The sequence below is a fragment of the Lutibacter sp. HS1-25 genome (assembly GCF_004121075.1).
GTDB lineage: Bacteria > Bacteroidota > Bacteroidia > Flavobacteriales > Flavobacteriaceae > Lutibacter.
Genome location: NZ_RHLN01000016.1, coordinates 24,173 through 43,627, shown reverse-complemented (window position 1 = coordinate 43,627; position 19,455 = coordinate 24,173). Strand labels below are relative to the sequence as shown.

At 30.2% G+C, this 19,455-nt stretch carries 17 protein-coding genes; 12 read left to right on the top strand and 5 right to left on the bottom strand.

Translation table 11 applies throughout. From position 1 onward, the window contains the following. Positions 1-2: 2 nt before the first annotated feature. Both EC396_RS07745 and EC396_RS07740 read right to left on the bottom strand, forming a co-directional pair. Entirely contained in the window at positions 3-758 is a 756-nt protein-coding gene (locus tag EC396_RS07745; RefSeq protein WP_129366138.1) for a GLPGLI family protein, read from the bottom strand. A gap of 104 nt (positions 759-862) precedes the next feature. Continuing rightward, positions 863-1,069 carry a hypothetical protein gene (locus EC396_RS07740; RefSeq protein WP_129366137.1) on the bottom strand — a complete coding sequence of 69 codons (207 nt, stop codon included), beginning with the start codon at positions 1,067-1,069 and terminating at the stop codon, positions 863-865. A 440-nt stretch (positions 1,070-1,509) separates the two neighbouring features. Between EC396_RS07740 and EC396_RS07735 the strand changes: the two genes are divergently transcribed. From EC396_RS07735 to EC396_RS07720, 4 genes are all read left to right on the top strand, one after another. Then, entirely contained in the window at positions 1,510-1,893 is a 384-nt protein-coding gene (locus EC396_RS07735) for a DUF423 domain-containing protein (protein ID WP_129366136.1), read from the top strand. A gap of 361 nt (positions 1,894-2,254) precedes the next feature. Continuing rightward, entirely contained in the window at positions 2,255-3,955 is a 1,701-nt protein-coding gene (gene lysS / locus EC396_RS07730) for a lysine--tRNA ligase (RefSeq protein WP_129366135.1), read from the top strand. A gap of 515 nt (positions 3,956-4,470) precedes the next feature. Further along, positions 4,471-5,139 (top strand): DUF4377 domain-containing protein, encoded by a 669-nt coding sequence (locus EC396_RS07725; protein ID WP_129366134.1) that lies wholly within the window; start codon positions 4,471-4,473, stop codon positions 5,137-5,139. A 105-nt stretch (positions 5,140-5,244) separates the two neighbouring features. Further along, complete coding sequence (locus EC396_RS07720) at positions 5,245-6,540, top strand: carboxypeptidase-like regulatory domain-containing protein (protein ID WP_129366133.1); 1,296 nt, start codon at positions 5,245-5,247, stop codon at positions 6,538-6,540. A gap of 186 nt (positions 6,541-6,726) precedes the next feature. Here EC396_RS07720 and EC396_RS07715 read toward each other — a convergent pair whose 3' ends face one another. After that, positions 6,727-7,242: a DUF2892 domain-containing protein gene (locus EC396_RS07715; protein WP_129366132.1), complete on the bottom strand. Its 516-nt coding sequence runs from the start codon at positions 7,240-7,242 to the stop codon at positions 6,727-6,729. Between the two features lie 50 nt (positions 7,243-7,292). Beyond that, the gene (gene ccsA / locus EC396_RS07710; RefSeq protein ID WP_129366131.1) at positions 7,293-10,412 is read right to left on the bottom strand and encodes a cytochrome c biogenesis protein; all 3,120 of its coding nucleotides are present in this window, start codon (positions 10,410-10,412) and stop codon (positions 7,293-7,295) included. A gap of 260 nt (positions 10,413-10,672) precedes the next feature. On the opposite strand from ccsA, the gene EC396_RS07705 reads away from it, so the two are divergent. The 7 genes from EC396_RS07705 (at position 10,673) to EC396_RS07675 (ending at position 16,642) form a co-directional block, all read left to right on the top strand. After that, positions 10,673-11,140 carry an Rrf2 family transcriptional regulator gene (locus EC396_RS07705; RefSeq protein WP_240665657.1) on the top strand — a complete coding sequence of 156 codons (468 nt, stop codon included), beginning with the start codon at positions 10,673-10,675 and terminating at the stop codon, positions 11,138-11,140. 118 nt (positions 11,141-11,258) lie between these two features. Next, positions 11,259-11,720, top strand: coding sequence for a cytochrome c (locus EC396_RS07700; RefSeq protein ID WP_129366130.1), 462 nt, complete (start codon positions 11,259-11,261; stop codon positions 11,718-11,720). Positions 11,721-11,731: 11 nt separating this feature from the next. Then, on the top strand, positions 11,732-13,069 hold the full coding sequence (locus EC396_RS07695) for a cbb3-type cytochrome c oxidase subunit I (protein WP_129366129.1): 1,338 nt from the start codon (positions 11,732-11,734) through the stop codon (positions 13,067-13,069). Positions 13,070-13,190: 121 nt separating this feature from the next. Continuing rightward, the gene (locus tag EC396_RS07690; protein ID WP_129366128.1) at positions 13,191-13,970 is read left to right on the top strand and encodes a CbbQ/NirQ/NorQ/GpvN family protein; all 780 of its coding nucleotides are present in this window, start codon (positions 13,191-13,193) and stop codon (positions 13,968-13,970) included. Between the two features lie 71 nt (positions 13,971-14,041). Continuing rightward, a complete protein-coding gene (locus tag EC396_RS07685; protein WP_129366127.1) occupies positions 14,042-15,811 on the top strand; it encodes a nitric oxide reductase activation protein NorD in 1,770 nt (589 codons plus the stop codon). Beyond that, on the top strand, positions 15,811-16,395 hold the full coding sequence (locus tag EC396_RS07680) for a cytochrome c oxidase subunit 3 (RefSeq protein WP_129366126.1): 585 nt from the start codon (positions 15,811-15,813) through the stop codon (positions 16,393-16,395). The genes EC396_RS07685 and EC396_RS07680 overlap by 1 nt, the downstream gene beginning before the upstream one ends. Before the next feature lies 1 nt (position 16,396). Then, the gene (locus EC396_RS07675; protein WP_129366125.1) at positions 16,397-16,642 is read left to right on the top strand and encodes a cytochrome C oxidase subunit IV family protein; all 246 of its coding nucleotides are present in this window, start codon (positions 16,397-16,399) and stop codon (positions 16,640-16,642) included. A gap of 243 nt (positions 16,643-16,885) precedes the next feature. Here EC396_RS07675 and EC396_RS07670 read toward each other — a convergent pair whose 3' ends face one another. Then, positions 16,886-17,395: a DUF456 domain-containing protein gene (locus EC396_RS07670; protein ID WP_129366124.1), complete on the bottom strand. Its 510-nt coding sequence runs from the start codon at positions 17,393-17,395 to the stop codon at positions 16,886-16,888. 311 nt (positions 17,396-17,706) lie between these two features. Here EC396_RS07670 and EC396_RS18240 point away from each other — a divergent pair, with 311 nt between their 5' ends. Beyond that, a complete protein-coding gene (locus EC396_RS18240; RefSeq protein ID WP_129366123.1) occupies positions 17,707-19,455 on the top strand; it encodes a polysaccharide lyase family 7 protein in 1,749 nt (582 codons plus the stop codon).

Genomic DNA, 19,455 nt, shown 5'->3' with positions numbered 1-19,455 from the left:
TTTTAATTAAAACTCTTTTTAAAATTATCCATTGCCTTTACTCCAATTTCTTCAAACTCTTCTTTTGAAAGCACTTTCCCTTGAGTAGGTTTTTTAATGTTAATTTCTACTTTTGAATTTAAATCTATTTTACTAACATAATATTTATAATTGAGCATTGACAATTCAACAATTAACCCAGGTAATCCATTATAACCCAACGGACCAAGTGGAATATTTATATCAGGTGTATACCAAACTTCAACAGGTGTATCAATAATACCTTTTCTGCCTTTGGTTTTTTTAATTGTAGTTGCTTTATAACACGTATATTCTCCTATTTTTTTTGTTTCATTATAAAGCACCCATTCATTTTGTGGGTAACTTATCAAAAACAATTCACCATAAGCGTCAATTTGTTCTATGTTTTGCTCGCTTATTTGATTTGTATAATAAATTTTACTCCCTTCAGGACCAAGTGCTACTTTATAAAATCTATTTGTTTCTAATTCCAAAAAAACATCTGCTCTAAAAATACTTTCAACATTATTAAATTTCAATGAAAATTCAATATCCTTTATTGTCCTTTTTGTATTTTGATCAATAAATAAAACTGTTTTATAATACTTAGGACGTTTTTCTTTATTGATTTCAAAACCTTCTTTTTCAGAAAGAAATTCTATAATTTCTTTTTTATATATTATTGTTCCTCTTTTATTTTGGGCAAAACAAAAATTAATTGTAACTATTAATAATAAAACTATTTGCTTTTTTTTCATTTTAGTTGAATTAAAGATTAAAAATGCCTTATTTCAAATTTTAATTATTTTCTAATAATTCAAAATAATGAAAAAGGCATTCTATCAGATTACTTGATTTTTATTTAACAAAAAAGGTCGTAATAAACCGATGTCCAAAAATATTCATCACCTCCAGAACCCATTTCATCTCCATATCTAAATGCATCAGCCATACAATCTGCAGGCGCATATTGTGTATTCGTAAGTTTATTATTTATTATTTCACTTTTTGCATTAGTAAAACTAACAGTCCCTAAAACAAATACTATTCCTAAAATTACTTTTTTCATTTTATTAAATTTTAATTAGTAAATCGCGCTACCCAGCGCATAAATATTTTGTAAATCCTGTGAGGAGTATTAACTTTGCAACACTTTCCTCTGTTTATGCATTGTTTATTACATAGGCAATAGTTTTAAGTTGAACATTTTATTAGCGTATTGTGTTTTTTAAAATTTTATAAACGGAGGAATTTTTCACATAACAATTCTATAAAGAAATTAAAACTTACACAGTTTTATTCCCCTTACAAATTAATTTGGCACAAAAAATTGAAGTGAATTCAATAGCAATTCATTATAATCATAGCAATATTTTTATATTTTTAAAACCTCTTTCAAGGTAAAATTAAAAAAAAAAAAAAATAGCCAACCAAAAATTAATAGTAAGTTTGGGTAATTTATATTTAGTATAAATAAACATAACTGTTCTAACTATTATTTAATAATTTATGACTCAATTCACATTACTTTTCGCCAGTTTACTGGGCGGTTTGGCTATAGTATTTGGTGCTTTTGGCGCTCACGCTTTAAAAAAAATACTTACTGAAGAACAATTAAAAAGTTTTGAAACCGGCGTTAAATACCAAATGTACCATGCTTTGGTTTTATTACTTATCGGATTTCATTTTAAATTAGAAACCATTTCAGAAAAGTATATGGCTATTAGCTTTGTAGTTGGGGTTGTACTTTTTTCATTCAGTATTTACGGTTTGGTAATTTCTTCAGCAAAAAACAAAAAATTACGTTTTTTAGGTCCAATTACACCACTTGGAGGCTTGTTATTGGTGTGTGGATGGTGTTTGCTATTTTACAACATTTTAATTACTTCATAATCGTTGAAGGGCAAATTGTTGAAGGGTTTAAAGTTGGTTTAGGCTAAGTTCAATCATCAATTAAAATAAGGGAAAACTGTCAATTTCTGAACCAAAAGTCCTCTTTGGAAGGATTTATAGGGATTCCTTAAAACAAAAAAAGCGTCCCGTAATTCGGGAAGCTTTCCATTGGTTTAAAAAACCGTGACGTCTTTTACAACGTCAACAACACAACTAAATCGCTTTCGTAGCGATAAGCAAATATATAAATTTTTATTCAATATCAAATTCTAAACACTTTTTATCTCTAAATTATTTAGTTTTCTGAATTGATTGTATCTTTGCAAATTGTAAATTAAAAAGAACTAATAAAAAACGCATCATGCAATTATCACCACTTGAAATAATTAGAAGAGAATCGCTTCAAAAACTTCGTGAATTAGGCATCAATCCTTATCCTGCAGAAGAGTTTAAAACAACTGCACATATTAATGATATTTTATCAAATTTTGATAAGTACGAAGGTAAAGAAGTTGTATTGGCTGGTAGAATGATGAGCAGAAGAATTATGGGTAAAGCCTCTTTTGCTGAATTGAAAGATGCCAGTGGAAGAATGCAAATTTACATTAGCAGAGATGAAATTTCATCAGAAGAAGACCCAACTATGTACAATACGGTATTCAAAAAATTATTGGATATGGGTGACATCATTGGAATTAGAGGTGATGTTTTTAGAACTAAAGTTGGTGAAGTTTCTGTAAATGTTAAGGAATTGACCGTACTTTCTAAAAGTTTACGTCCGTTACCTGTTGTAAAAACAGATGCTGATGGAAAAATACACGATGCTTTTGCAGATGCCGAACAAAGATACCGCAGACGTTATGTAGATTTAATTGTAAACGATCACGTAAAAGAGACGTTTATTAAGCGTACAAAAATTACCAACGCAATGCGTAACTTTTTTAACGAACGTGGTTACTTAGAGGTTGAAACTCCAATTTTACAACCAATTCCGGGTGGTGCTGCGGCTAGACCTTTTATGACGCATCACAATGCCTTAGATATGCCTTTGTATTTAAGAATTGCAAATGAGTTGTATTTAAAACGATTGATTGTTGGTGGTTTTGATGCTGTTTATGAGTTTGCAAAAGACTTTAGAAATGAAGGAATGGACAGAACTCACAATCCAGAATTTACGGTAATGGAATTGTACGTTGCATACAAAGATTACAACTGGATGATGAATATGACTGAAGAGTTATTGGAAAAAGTTTGTACGGAAACCAATGGTACAACAGAAGTTTTAATTGGAGAAAACAAAGTTAGTTTTAAAGCACCTTATGCAAGAGTACCTATTTTAGAAGCCATTAAAATTCACACAGGTTTTGACGTTGCCGGAATGAAAGAAGATGCTTTGAGAGATGTTTGTAAAAAGGTTGGTATTGAAGTTGATGAAACCATGGGTATAGGAAAAATGATTGATGAATTGTTTGGTGAAAAATGTGAACACCACTACATTCAACCAACATTTATTACAGATTATCCAAAAGAAATGAGTCCGCTTACAAAAGAACACCGTACAAATCCAGATTTAACTGAGCGTTTTGAGTTGATGGTAAACGGAAAAGAATTGGCCAATGCTTACTCTGAGTTAAATGATCCAATAGACCAACGCGAACGCTTTGAAGACCAACTTAAATTATCTGAGAAAGGAGACGATGAAGCCATGTTTATTGATCAAGATTTTATTCGTGCTTTAGAATACGGAATGCCTCCAACATCAGGTATTGGTATTGGAATTGACCGTTTGGTAATGTTTATGACCAACAATGCTTCTATACAAGAAGTATTGTTTTTCCCTCAAATGAAACCAGAGAAAAAAGCACCTTCGGTTGAGTTAAACGATGATGAAAAAGCATTGTTAAAATTAATTGAAACTAAATCTCCTATTGCTTTAAATGACTTAAAAACTGAAAGTGGTTTGAGCAATAAAAAATGGGACAAATGCTTAAAACATTTAACAAAAAACAACCTTGCAAAAGTTAACAATACTGATGATGGTTTGTTTGTTGAAAAAGTTTAAGCCTACTTCATAAAAATATTTTAAAAGGAATTACTTAAATGTAGTTCCTTTTTTTGTTTGCTTCTATTTTCAATAAAATTTATAAAACCTTCATTTTAAAACTTCAAATTAAAGATTAGTTACACTTTTAATAGATGACAAAAAATATTTTAATATAACTGCTATTGGATTAGGACTGACATTAGCCAAATTAGCCATTAACAATGGTAAAATTTAACTTAATATTACCCATTTAACTACAGGTTATAAAGCATTAAAGAAAGAAAAAATAGTTAAAATACCAAGATTTACAAGTCGGTTTTTAGCCATTTTACTTCGTATTTCACTTCAAAATTTATCGACTTCAATGGTATATAAAATTCAAAAGTTAAATAGAAATTGATAAAAAATTGACTATTTTATTTTAAAAAGAAAGTAAATTTTAAACTAATCTCAAAATTTTAGCTTTTTCAAAATAAAAAATAGTACAAAACAATATTATATTTAATATTTTTATAAAAAATAAAAACACACATATGAAAACAATTTTTAAAGCAATTATAATCATTGCAGCATTGGTTTTACAATCGTGCAGTACAAATAAAGTTTTATGGGTAAACAGTTATAAAAGTTTTTGTACAGCTGGTGTAGGTGATATGCAATGTTTGTTGGTTAATTACAATGACAATCTTGAAAGTCCTAAATGGGAAAATTTTTATTCAAACATTGAAGGTTTTAACTTTAACCCTGGGTATTTTCAAAAAATAAAAGTAAAAACAACCAAGTTAAAAGAAAAAGATGTACCTGCAGATGCCTCATCAATTAAATATAAATTAATAGAAGTGATTGAACAAGTTGAAGACAGTAGGTTTAAATTAAATGATATTTGGGTGGTAACAAGTATCAACGGAAAAACATTGGATAAAAGCAGTAATTTACCACAAGTTGAAATCAATATTTCTAAAATGAAGATTTTAGGAAATGATGGTTGTAATAATTTTACTGGCGGAATAAAACAATTAACTTCAAATGAAATTTTAATAGAAAACATAGCTGCTACCCGAAAAATGTGTCCTGATATGACCATTACAAATTTGTTTAATGCAGGACTTCAAAATACATCAAATTACAACTTAAAAGAGTTGAATCTATTTTTTTACGATAAAGAAGGTAACGAAACTCTTGTGTTAAAAAAAATTGATTAAATAAATAAAAATCATCTTATAAACCATAGCAACAATAGTTTGCTATGGTTTTTCTATTTAGTTAAAAATTAGTAACTTGTATACTCATATCAAACCATATGAGTCATGAAAAAACAAGCCGTATTATTTTTAAAAACACCATTGGCAATTCCTATTTTTTTCTTGCTATTAATTGGATTTCAACAAAATACTTATTCATCAAACAGTATCGTTAACGATTCTATTGGTTACAATAGTTATAGAGGAATTGTGATAGATGGCAAAACAAAAGAGCCATTGGTTTTTGCTACTATAACAGTAAACGAAACCAATATTAGCACAGTAACAAATACAAAAGGTGCTTTTTTATTAAAAGTTCCAAAAAGAAATAAAAGTAAAAGCATTACCATTTCTTTTTTAGGATATACCAGTAAAGTTGTAAATCTTTCAGATTTTAATAAAGATGAAACCACAATTACTTTAGAAACCTATATTGAAGAACTTTCAGAAATTAAAATTACTACAAAAGATGCGCCTAGTTTGGTTAAAGAAGTTTTTAAACGAAAGGCTCAGAATTATCTTGCTGTAAATACTGAAATGACAGGTTTTTACCGAGAAACCATCAAAAAAAGAAACACTTATGTGTCACTTGCAGAAGCCATTTTAATAATTAACAAACCTTCTTATACTACTGAAAGAAATGATATTTTACAACTTCATAAATCGCGTAAAAACACCAATTATGAAAAATTAGATACCATAACTTTAAAACATAGCGGAGGCCCTTACGACATGATTCGTTTAGATATTATTAAGAATCCTGAATTGCTTCTTACAGACGAAATGTTTAAAAATTATGATTTCACATTTGACACTTCAACAAAAATTGACAATAGGGTTATATACGTTGTAAATTTTAAGCAAAAACCAGCATCACAAGATGCCCTGTTTTTTGGTAAATTATTTATTGATGCTAATTCACTGGCATTAACAGCTGTACAATTTCAAGTAGATTTATCGGATATCAACAAAGCATCTGACTTTTTTATAGTGAGAAAACCACAAAGAGCAAAAGTAAAACCTATACAAGCCAACTATTTTACAAAATATGCTGAAAAAAATGGCAAATGGTTTCATAGTTATAGCAGAATTGAACTTGGATTTAAAATTGATTGGCACAAAAAAATATTCAACTCTATCTTTTACTCTACTATGGAATTGGCAATTACAGACTGGAAACCTGATACTTCAGCAGCTTCTATTAGAAATAGAGATCGCTTAAGACAATCTGTTATTATGGCTGATGAAGCTTCCGGATTTAACGACCCCGAGTTTTGGGGAGAATTTAATGTAATTGAGCCCGAAAAACCAATTGAAAATGCCATTAAAAAAATTCAAAAACAGTTAGAAAAAATGGAATAGATATCAATTATCAATTATCAATTATCAATTATCAATTATCAATTATCAATTATCAATTATCAATTATCAATTATCAATTATCAATTATCAATTATCAATTTGTTTTTCAACAACACTTTGTGTTGTTGAAAAACAAAAGCCGCTAAATTAAAATTCAGCGGCTTTTGTTTTAGAATTGTTTTCTAATTATATTTTCTTCAATTGCTCTTTTAGCATTTTAACCTGATCTGTTAAAACACCTTGAGTATCTAATTTTTTAGCTTCGTTTAACAACTGTGTTGCTTCACGCTTACGTCTTTTAGACATTGCAATACCTGCCAATTGCAATTTTGCCATAGCAACATCATGGCTCATACTTAAACCTAAACTCAATGCTTTTTTAAATAACTTTTCTGCCTGAGTTAAATTGGTTTGAGAAATCATAATTCCTTGTAAAAAATTATAATATCCTTCTTGTTTTTGAACCAATGCCGTACTTGGGTTTTTAATGTAAGCCAACCATTTGCTTGCTCCAGCAAAATTTTGTTTTCTTAATTGCCAAAAGGCCAATAAAATAAATTCGTTTTTAAAATAAAACAACACAAAAATACCAGCCAATAAAATCAATGAAATTCCATTCATTATATTTCCATCAATAAATTGAAAAATTGACCAAACTAAAATACCAGCAGCTATTACTAACTTTATATATTTATTATACATTTTTACTTTTTTTAAGAGTTTGCAAAGTTACATTTTTGCAACTGTTTTCCTTATTTTTTATAATGTTTTTTAAATTGAATGTATGCACCTATAGAAATTACTGCTACAATTGCTATTGAATAATACACAAATGTTGGCGTAATTACCTTATCTCCGCTTGCATACGAGTGTAAACCAGACAAATAGAAGTTAACACCAAAGTAAGTCATTAAAATTGAAGCAAAAGCAGCTACAGAAAACACATTGAATGTAAATCTACTTCTTAAGCCTGGAACTAAGCGTAAGTGTAAAACAAAAGCATAAATCATAATACTAATTAACGCCCAAGTTTCTTTTGGGTCCCATCCCCAATAACGTCCCCAACTTTCATTAGCCCATTGACCGCCTAAAAAGTTTCCTATAGTTAACATTACCAAACCAACAGTTAAAGCCATTTCATTAATAATGGTAATTTCTTTAATCATTTCGCCAACTTTATCTTTGTTTTTTGAAGTGGTTAAAACCATTAAAATAAGCGCAATTAAACCTAAAATCATACCCAAAGCAAATGGTCCGTAACTTGCTACAATAATTGCAACGTGAATCATTAACCAATACGAATTTAAAACAGGTTGTAAGTTTGCAATTTCAGGATCCATCCAGTTCCAATGCGCAACCATTAAAATAAATGCTGTTAAAAATGCCGTTGCAGCAATGGTCATAGATGATTTTCGTCCAAAAATCAATCCAAACAACATTGTTGCCCAACCAACATAAATCATAGATTCGTAAGCATTACTCCAAGGTGCGTGCCCACTAACTATCCAACGTGCAATTAAACCGCCTGTATGCATTAAAAACAATACAATAATAATGGCAATACAACCTTTAATTAAATAGCTTAAAACCTTGCTGTTGTTAAAAATTTGAAATATTACCAATAAAAACATTAAAGTTCCAATGTACATATAGTAACTAAACAGTTTTTTAAAAACATCGTATTTATTGTAAGCTATTTCTAGGTCAATTTTCTTTTCTGAAGGATAAACTGCACTTCCATATTTTTTTTGAAAAGTAATAATCCCTCCTAAAATATCATCAGAATCCAAATAATTGTTTGAAATTTTTGCTTCAGACAAAGTTTGAATGTAAATTGGTAAAATTTGACGAACAAAAATAGAATCCTGTCCTTTAAAATTAGCCTGATTCAATTCGTTATGAGATACCCATTTATGGTTTGGATCATTAGGTATTGGGAAAATCTTTAATACATCTCCAGTAATTGCCGAGTACAATAAATTAACCCTTCTATCTACATTTATAACGTCTTTTTCATATTTACTTTTAATATTTTGTTTTTGAGCTTCAGCTTGAATTTCACCTAATTTGTAATTTCCTCTTTCATCAAAACAAGAAGATAACGACGCATATTTATCTTCGTGAGCAACTCCTAAAACATCTCTTAATTTTGTATTTCCAGGTTCAATATAAATAACAGGAACTTGAAACCAAAGTCGTGGATTTTGTTGGATAGATAAAAATACCTGAGTAGCATTCATACCTTCGTAAGTATCGTGCTTGCTTACTTTTCTCAACAATTCTGAAGCATAAGTATCAACTGGTTTCATTCTTCCACCGGCATCTTGAATAACCACTTTGCTAAACTTATCTGCATGTGCCTTACTAATAACATTTGCGATTAAAGCCGAATCAATTTGTTGAGTTGTAACTGCGTGATTGTGTTGTTGAGAAAACGCAATACTAGAAATTAATAACAAGGCCAACGTAGTAAGCGTTGCTTTTTTATTTCTCATTTTTTGTAGACTTTTTCTTAAAAAATCAAAACGTGTTTTTGGTAAAAATAAAATTAAAATCAACCCTGCATACAATGAAAAATAACCAACATAGGTAATGGTTGAACCCCAAAAATCATGGTTTACAGATAAATGAGTTTCTTCATATTCATCGGTTATATTATAACTCGACTGAAAAAATTTATAACCTTTATAGTTTAAAATATTATTCATAAAAATCCTAAAATCAAAAGTTTCACTTGGATCAATTACAGTCACTTCACTGGCAAAAGACATTGGACTGTTAGAACCAGGATATTTGTCTAACTGAAAATCGTTTAATTTTATACTAAATGGCAACTGCCTTTGCAAAGCACCATAGTTCATTCTAAAATTTAAATTACCAACAGTAAATTGCGTTGGTGGTTGAATTGCAAATTGCCCACCACTAACTTGAATTTGTTTGGTTTCGCCTGCAACGGTAACATCAAATTCTAACAAAGCCAAAGAGTTTTGGTCTTTATTACCTTGAACTGTTTTATATGCTCCTTTTAACGAACCTTGCGGAACAACAAAAGTTAACCCAGCAATATTGTGAACCGCTAAAAGTGAAAAATCTTGTAATGAATCTTTTGCAATAACACCCTCAAATTGGTCTGCCATTCTAAAGAAATTACCTTCAACAACCGATTTAATTTTAAAACCACCATCAACAGAAATAATATCAATGGTATTTTGATTAGGAGCATCAAAACCAACAAGTACGCCGTGAACAACCTCTGAAGATCCTTTTTTAATGTAATGGTCGTGTCTTCCGCCACCACCCGATTCAACAAATTTTAAATATTCCGTACCATTTTCGTCTTCAACAAAACTTGTAGTTGCATTTGGAATATAGTTGGTTAGTTTAACTTCAAAATCTACTCCTCTAAAATCGCTTTTATAACTAAAGTTATTTTTGCTTATTGATGATAATAAAATAGGAAAATTCTCTGGAGTTTTCTCTTCATTACCATTATTAACAGCAATACTGATATAGTTTTTTTCTGATAAAAATTTATTGGAAACAGCTCCTTCTTTTATAGGCATAATACCTTCAAAACTAACATAACGCGTTATACCTGCACCAATTATGATAAATAAAAACGCCAAATGAAAAATTAAAACAACCCATTTTTCTTTTTTATACAATCTGTATTTAAAAATATTTCCGAAAAAATTTAGCACAAAAAACAACATAATACCCTCAAACCACCAAGCGCTATAAACCAATGCTTTTGCAGTTTCTGTACCATGATCGTTTTCTATAAATGTTGCAACCCCCATAGAAAGCGCAAAAACTAAAAACAAAACAGCTGTAATTCGGGTTGAATAAATAAGAGAGAGTAATTTGTTCATTATATATATTTTATCTTTAAAAATAAATGAATTGCAAAAATAATGATATTTGTCATACTAGGCTAAATTACGACCTAACTTTAACAATATATATTTAATACAATTTTAGCCGATAAAGATACATTTAACTTTTATGAATCCTGATGATTATTGTCATTTAAAAAGACATAAACAAAACTGTTTTTACATTAAATCAAAAAATACAATACACTTTTATCTTTTTTACTTAATTTTGCACAAAGAATTTAATTTAAATTAAAATGATGTTATCACGCGCCAGCAAATATGCTATCTTATCTACACTCTATTTAGCAGAACATTCTAGTGAAGAACGTAAAATAAGTGTTAAAGAAATTGCTGAAAAAATTGACGTTCCGCATCCTTTTTTAGCAAAATTATTTCAGCAGTTAGTACGTGGCAAAATAATTTCTTCAACCAAAGGACCTAATGGCGGTTTTTATTTAAACAAAAAAAACAGCAATAAAAATGTTTGTGATATTATTGAAAACATTGACGGCCTAAACAGATTAAATGATTGCTTTTTAGGCTTACACGAATGCGATGGTGCTAACCCGTGCCCTGTTCACTTTATAGTTGAACCTTTTAAAAACAACATCTTAGGTAAATTTAGAGACAAAACTATTGTTGAATTTGCTAAAGAAATATCTGATTCTGGAAGAATCTTAACTTTAAAAGACATCAGCCCTAAAATCACAAAAAAACCTTAAAAAAAAATGTTTTTTTTCTCTTCTAGATGAAAAATAAAATTTACTTTTGTTTTATAAAAGATTTAAAGGTCTTTTTATATTTTAAATAGAAATAATTAACCAATTAAACTCGTAAATCATGTTATCTAAAAAACAAGCAAGGGCTTTCTTTCTTGGAGGAACACTGGTAACTTTCCTTATTTTTATAGGATTAACCGTGTATTCCTTATCATCAAGTACAGACCAAACTAACCATGAGAATCTAACAGATTCAGTTGTTAGAGGTAAAGAAATTTGGGAATCTAATAACTGTATGGGCTGCCATACTATTTTAGGTGAAGGCGCTTATTATGCTCCAGAATTGACAAAAGTTGTTGATCGATTAAATATCAAATATGGCGGTAATGGCGAAGAAGTTATCAAAAGTATATTAATGTCTAAAACACCTTGGCAGCCTAATGGCAGAAAAATGGTCGCTTACGGAATGACCGAACAGGAAGCTACTGATGTTGTTGCCTTTTTTAATTGGATTGGTGAAATAGACTTAAACGGATTTGACAGAATTGTTTCTCCATTAGCAAAAGACAAAATTAACAAGTAAAAAAAGACATTATGAAATATAAATCACAAAAAGTAGCATATTGGTTTTTTGCCCTTTCAATGCTATTGCTAGTACTACAAATTGTTTATGGATTTGTAATGGGTTTTGCCCGAATTGGATTTGACAATTTACACAACTTTATTCCTTTTAATACTGCTAGAGCAGTTCACACCAACTTATTGGTAGTTTGGCTATTATCTGGTTTTATGGGAGCCGCTTACTATATTATTCCTGAAGAAGCTCAAAAAGAATTGGTCAGCGTTAAATTGGCTTATGTACAATTAATAAGTTTAGCACTTGTAGGTGTTACTGCTATTGTTGGATATCATTTTAACTATTGGGAAGGACGTAAATTTTTAGAAATTCCTCGTCCGTTAGATTATTTAGTAGTGGTAAACGTGTTGTTATTTTTAGGCCTAATATTAACAACCTTATTTACAGGAAAAAGAAGAACAACCACAGCATTGGTATTGTCTATGGGTTTGCTTTTTGCTGCCTTGCTCTACTTACCTGGAATGTTGCCATTTGACAGCCAAGTAACGGATTCTTTTTTCCGTTGGTGGGTAGTGCATTTATGGGTTGAAGGTGTTTGGGAATTAATTATGGGTGGTATTTTATCATTCTTATTAATCAAATTAACTGGAGTTGACAGAGAAGTTATTGAAAAATGGCTGTATGTAATTGTAGGTTTAACCTTCTTATCGGGAGTTTTAGGTACCGGTCACCATTACTACTACATTGGAGTAAATAAAATTTGGTTGGTTGTTGGTGGTATATTTTCAGCTTTAGAACCTTTGGCGTTCTTAGCAATGGCATTATTCGCCGTAAATATGTACAGAAAAGGTGAGAAAAAACACCCAAATAAATTGGCTTTGTACTGGACATTAGGTTCTGCAATTGTATCATTTGTTGGTGCTGGTTTATTAGGTTTTGCACATACTTTACCACAAACAAACTTATACACGCACGGTACTTTAGTTACAGCAATGCACGGTCATTTGGCTTTTTGGGGAGCTTATGCTATGATAGTTTTAGCCATTATTAGTTATGCTTTACCAAATATGACAGGCCGAAAATTATACGAAAGTTCAAGAGGTAGAGCTGCATTTTGGTTATCAAATATAGGTATGCTTGGTATGACAGTTGCTTTTGGTGTTGCCGGAGTTGCTCAGGTATATTTAGAACGTAAGTTTGGAATGGAGTTTATGCTTGTTCAAAAAGAAATAAGTATTCACTTTGTAGTTTTAATACTTTGTGCAACTATGTTCACAACAGGTATTGTACTTTATATAGTTGATTTTTACAAACACGGATTACCAACTGACGAAGCACTAGAGATACAAGAATAAATAAAAAATTGTACCATCATTTTTCAAATTAATTTCCAGAGTTAAAGCTATTGTTATTTTAAAATAGATAACAAAAATAACATTAACTCTGGTTTTTTATAAAAAACTTAAAACTGTTTAAATGAAAAACCAAATTCCATATTATCAGCAAATAGGAAAAGAAGTCGAAGTTTTTGAACACGCTTATAAAAACAAAATTCCTTTTTTATTAAAAGGACCAACCGGAACTGGTAAATCAAGGTTTATTGAGTTTATGGCACATCAATTAGCTAAAAAATTAATCACTATTAGTTGTCATGAAGAAACCTCTTCAACAGATTTAATAGGAAGATATATTATAAAAGGAGCCGAAACCATTTGGATGGATGGTCCATTAACCATTGCCATAAAAAATGGTTCTATTATTTATTTAGATGAAATTGCTGAAGCCAGACCCGATGTTATTGTTGCCATTCACTCTTTAACCGATCACAGACGCGAGTTGTTCATCGACAAACTGGGTGAAACCGTAAAAGCACACCAAGATTTTATGCTGGTGGCATCTTTCAATCCTGGCTATCAAAAAGGATTTAAAGAGCTAAAACCTTCAACCCGACAACGTTTTATAGCCACTTCTTTTGCTTATCCAAATGAAAAAATTGAAGCTGAAATATTGGTAAATGAAACTGGTATTGAAGCAAGTATTGCTAAAAAGCTTGTCAACATTGCCACAAAAATTAGAAACTTAACCGAACTTGGTTTGGCTGAAACTGTTTCAACAAGATTGTTGGTAGATGCTGCAAAATTAATTCATAGCGGTTTACCAAAACGTTTGGCTGTTGAAGTTGCCATTGTAGAACCACTTACAGACGATTTAGATGTTATCGAAGCCTTGAAAGATTTATGTAATTTGATGATATAATTAGTAAACAGTAACAGTTCGCAGGCAATTATGCTTTGAAAACTGAAAACTGTAACTGAAAACTGAAATACATGTTCGAACCAGATGAATATCTTTTTACCAAACTTGCCTATTACTTCAAAAGAAGAAGTAAAAGAAAGCAAGAGGATATTGCACATGCAGTATATTTAAATGATATAAAACCCCGATTAACAATTCTATCAAGAGCAATTACAGGACAAACTATTGAAATATATGAGGCTGAAAGAGAAGGTGGCTATAAAAACAATAACTTTTTTTTACCTTCAACATTTTCAGATTTCCCTTCAACAGATGAAAATATTGCTTTTTATTTGTTCCGAATTTTATATTTATCCGTTCAAAAGAATTTAAATTTAAATTGGAATGACAATATTGAACACGATTTAATTGAATCTCAACAAAAAGCTTCAGAAACCTCCACATTGGTTTTACAATCTTTGTTTGAGCAGTTTCCAATTACAGAAAAATACCACGAAAATTTCAAGAAATATTATTCAGCAAAATCAACAACTAAAACACCTGCAGATTATACTTTTATCTATGGAAAATGGATGCGTAACAATCCTGAAGATTATTTAGATAAAAAACTAAATAACTTTACCGATAAAGTTAAAAATGCAGATGAAGAAAAGCCAAAAACCATTTTAAAATCAAATGCTGTTGAAGAAATTATTTCGGTTCAGGTTGATGTAAAACAACAGGAAGATGCTGTGTTGCAACATCAATTTGAAAAAGTAGAAACTGCTGAAGAATTTGGTGGAAATTTTAAAGATTTTGATGGCGATGATGAGTTAGAAGACCACTCAAACGCCTTGGAAGATTTAAACATGAAATACACAGTACGTGTAGATGACACCGCACACGCTGTTTACCAAGCCGATTTTATTGAAAATACAACAGTTTCTGAAAGTGCAGAAAATGACAGTACTGGCTATCATATTTTATATGATGAATGGGATTTTTCTAAACGTACTTATAAAAGCAATTTTTGTAAAGTATATCCAAAAACATTACAAAAAACAGCCATCCCCTATTACAAAAAAACATTGAGTGACTACCGGTCAACTTTGGTTGGTTTACGTAAAATGTTGACCAACGTTAATAACAAATACCAGCAACAACGCCGCCAAACACAAGGTGATGAGTTTGATATTGATGCCATAACCGATTTATTTGTTGATGTACATTCTGGACACACTCCTTCAGAAAAAATATACCTTTCAAAACGAAAAAAAGAAAAAGATTTATCCATTCTATTGTTACTAGACGTCAGTTTGTCAAGTGATGGTTATGCCGCTGGAAATCGCGTAATTGATGTTGAAAAACAAGTTTCTATTTTATTTGGCGAAATTTTAAGCGAATTTAATATTGATTTTTCTATCGATTGTTTTTATTCAAAAACCAGAAATCATTCTTCATATATCACCATCAAAGATTTTGATGAAGATTGGAACAAAGCCAAATTTAAAATAGGTGCTATTGAGCCAAGTGGCTACACTCGTATTGGCGCGGCTTTACGACATTCAGGCGCTATGTTAGACAAGCGAGACACCAAAAATAAATGGGTAATTTTAATATCAGACGGCAAACCTAATGACTATGATAAATACGAAGGAAAATATGGTGTAAATGATGTAAAACAAGCGCTGCGCGAATTAAATGAACGCAACATTAATTCTTATGCATTGGCTATTGAAGCACAGGCAAAATATTATTTACCCCAAATGTTTGGGCAAAACCATTATCAAATTTTAACCACACCCGTCGAATTATTAAAGTCGATGGTACTGTTGTACGAAAAAATAAAACATCAAAGTTAATGGAAAACACAAATATCAATCACAAAAACATTTTCTACCCTCCTGGTGGAATTTTAATGTGGATTGTCATTTTTTTAGAATTGTTTACTTTTGGTGCAGCTTTAATAGCCATGGTTATTTATAGCAAAGAAGAGCCAATTGTTTTTCACAATTCCAGATTGTTATTAAACACTACATATGGCGTAATAAACACACTTATACTATTAACAAGTGGTTTATTTATGGCTTTAAGTGTGCTGTGGTTTAAAAAAAATAATTTAAAATTAGCAAAGTGGTTTTTACTTTTAACAATGCTTGGAGGCTGCTTTTTTTTAGGACTAAAATCTATTGAATACCACTCTAAAATAGAGGCTGGTTTAACAATTGGCTACAATACTTTTTTTACTTTTTATTGGATGCTTACCTTATTTCATGTAATTCACGTAATTGTTGGACTTGTAATATTACTATTTATTTACACAGGCTTACTTAACACCATAAAATTAAAAACAACGTTAGAAGATTTTGAATCAAGCGCTGCTTTTTGGCATATGTGCGATTTAATATGGCTGCTACTTTTTCCTATAATTTATTTGATATTTTAAAATGAAAACAAAAGGTTTTATTGCTATTTGGGTTGTTTTGATAATAATAACGCTATTAGCTGCATTTACTGCACAAACGTTAGTGCATTCTAATTTCATAATTCATGTCATCTTAACATTTTCTGCAATTAAATTTTTATTGGTTTCATTTTACTTTATGGAAATAAAAAAAGCACATGCATTTTGGAAAGCTTCACTAATAATATTTGTACTAATATTTTTAACAACTACACTTTTTGTTATTTAAAAAATTATTTAAAAAAACTGTAAACATTGATAAATGTCAGTATTTAGATACAATTTACCCCGTACATTCGTAATGTTTTAAATAAATATTTTGTTAAAAATATAAATATCTGATTTACAGATTGTAATTTCAGAAAAGCAGATATTAGTTAGTAGTTTTAGTTTAGAACCAGCAACAAAGATTCTCAATTCAAAGTTGCTGGTTCTTATTTTTTATACTATTTCTGCCAAAGATTTATTATCCCTATTGATTGAAAGTGAAAAATGCACTTTTATATTCCCAAAATTTAGCGATAAACAAACCCGCAAATACCAAAGACATTATAAATTTTAACAAAGTTGACGTTAAAAATCCGATAAAAGAACCAAATGCAGCTTTTAATGCTTTTTGTCCATTTCTACTATCATTTAATATTTCACCAATAAACGCGCCTAAAAATGGACCAAAAATAATACCCAAAGGACCAAAAAACATTCCAATAATTAATCCGACCATACTACCTCTAACTCCAAACTTAGTACCACCAAATTTTTTTGTTCCTATAGCAGGAATAAAATTATCTATAACGGTAATAATTAAAGCAATTGCAAAAGTTACCCCAATAAAAGTCCAATCATTAGGTATTACATTTGTTAAATACAGCAATAATAGACCAACCCAACTTGCTAAAGGCCCTGGTAAAACAGGCAATAACGAACCTGCCAAACCAATTATAATTAATAAAAAGCCAAGTATCAATAGAAAAATATCCATTTCATTTAATTTTTTGTACTTCAAAAATAACATAAAAATATTTTATCAATTGATAAATTTATAATTATTAAAAATTCAATAATTTAAATAGTATCAATTAAATATCAAAGGTACTATCTAAAGAAACATCTAATTTCACAGTCACACATTTAATACAAAAGACCCACTTATTATAAATATTTGGCTGAATTCAAAAGGGCTAAATTTTCAATCGTATATTGATTTATTTTATTACTTTTAGCAATTACAAATTGGTTTACCAATCTGGATATCCAATTAATCAAACTAAACAACCCTAAACCAAATTAAAAATGAAAATTTATTTACAAAAACGCTTGTGCCTTTTTGCGTTATGCATGATAGGAACATATTTCACAATTCCTGTAATAGCACAAGTACCATCAGATCTTATTGAAAACTGTAAACAATGGAAAATTACTTATCCCACTGGAGCTGAAGATAAGACTTTATGTGGAGAACCTAATAACGAGTTCTTTTATGTAAATGGTACTAGAGATGCAATTGTTTTTCGTGCTCCAATAAGAAGTAATAATGGCACTACTCCCAACTCAAGTAATATTCGTTCTGAACTTAGAGAAAGATTAGCGGATGGTAGTGCGGATATTTATTGGACTACTACTGGCACACACATGGTTTATGTTAAACAGGCAATTACCCATTTACCAATTAACAAACCTCACTTAGTAGCAACTCAAATACACGGAAATAAAGATGACGGTATTGATGATTCCATGGTTATGAGATTAGAAAATTCACATCTGTTCTTAACTTTTAATGGAGGTAAGTTAAGAAGTGATATTACTATTAAAACAAACTATACTTTAGGAACTATCCATGAAGTTATTTTTCGGGTAGTTGATGGCAAGCACTATTGCTATTATTCTGAAGATGGAAATCTATTAAGCGCATATAATAGTGGTAATGCATCTTCATATTTGGTAAAAGATGGCGGTAATGATTATGTAATGGATTTAAATTATGATCAATCTTATTTTAAGGTAGGAAACTATACCCAAAGCAATGCAGATGAAGAAGGAAGTGATACAGATAACCCTAATAATTATGGAGAAGTTTTGGTATATGATTTTTCTGTTAACCATGGAGTACAAAAAGTTACTGGAGTAACATTATTACCAAGTACCGTAGACCTTATTATAGGGAGCACAAAACAATTATCATCATCAATAAGTCCATCAAATGCTTCAAATTTAGCTATAAGTTATAGTAGTAACAATCCGTTAGTTGCCAAAGTTAATCCAACAAGTGGACTTGTTACTGCTGAATCTGAAGGTAGTGCTACAATTACAGTAATAACAGATGACGGAGGATTTACAGATACAAGTTTAATTACAGTTGTAACACCTTCTATAGGAGATAACTTAGCGTTGAATAAACCAATCACTGGTTCTGGTATCCATGATGCAGATTATATAGTTGAAAATTTAGTGGATGGATTGACTTCAACAAAATGGTCAGTTTCTGGATTTCCGCAAACAGCAATTATAGATTTAGGAGCAGTTTATACATTGGGAAGAACTGAAATGGTATGTCATTCTGATAGAGATTATCAGTTTACAGTATCGGTATCAAGTACAGTAAACGGTACTTATACCCAAATTGTTGATAGATCTGCTAATACTACACAAGGTACCTTAACACATCCTATTATTGATACTTTCTCTGGTATTGACGGGCGTTTTGTTAAGGTAACCATTTCTGGCGCTGCAACATATACAGGTACATGGATGAGTTTAACTGAGTTCAGAGTGTTTGCAGGTGAAACTTTATCTATAGGAGATGATATTTCCTCATCAGAAAAAGCCGTATTGCTTTGGCCAAACCCGGCTACAAATACTGTTAACATTAGCGGAAATTATAACTTTGATACACTTACTGTATATAATCAATTGGGTAAATTGGTTATGAATCAAGCTATCCAAAGTAAATCTGTTGAAATCTCTCATTTAATTCCTGGTTTGTATATATTTAAACTTACAGGATACAATAAAACAGTAAATCAACGTATTTTAAAACAATAA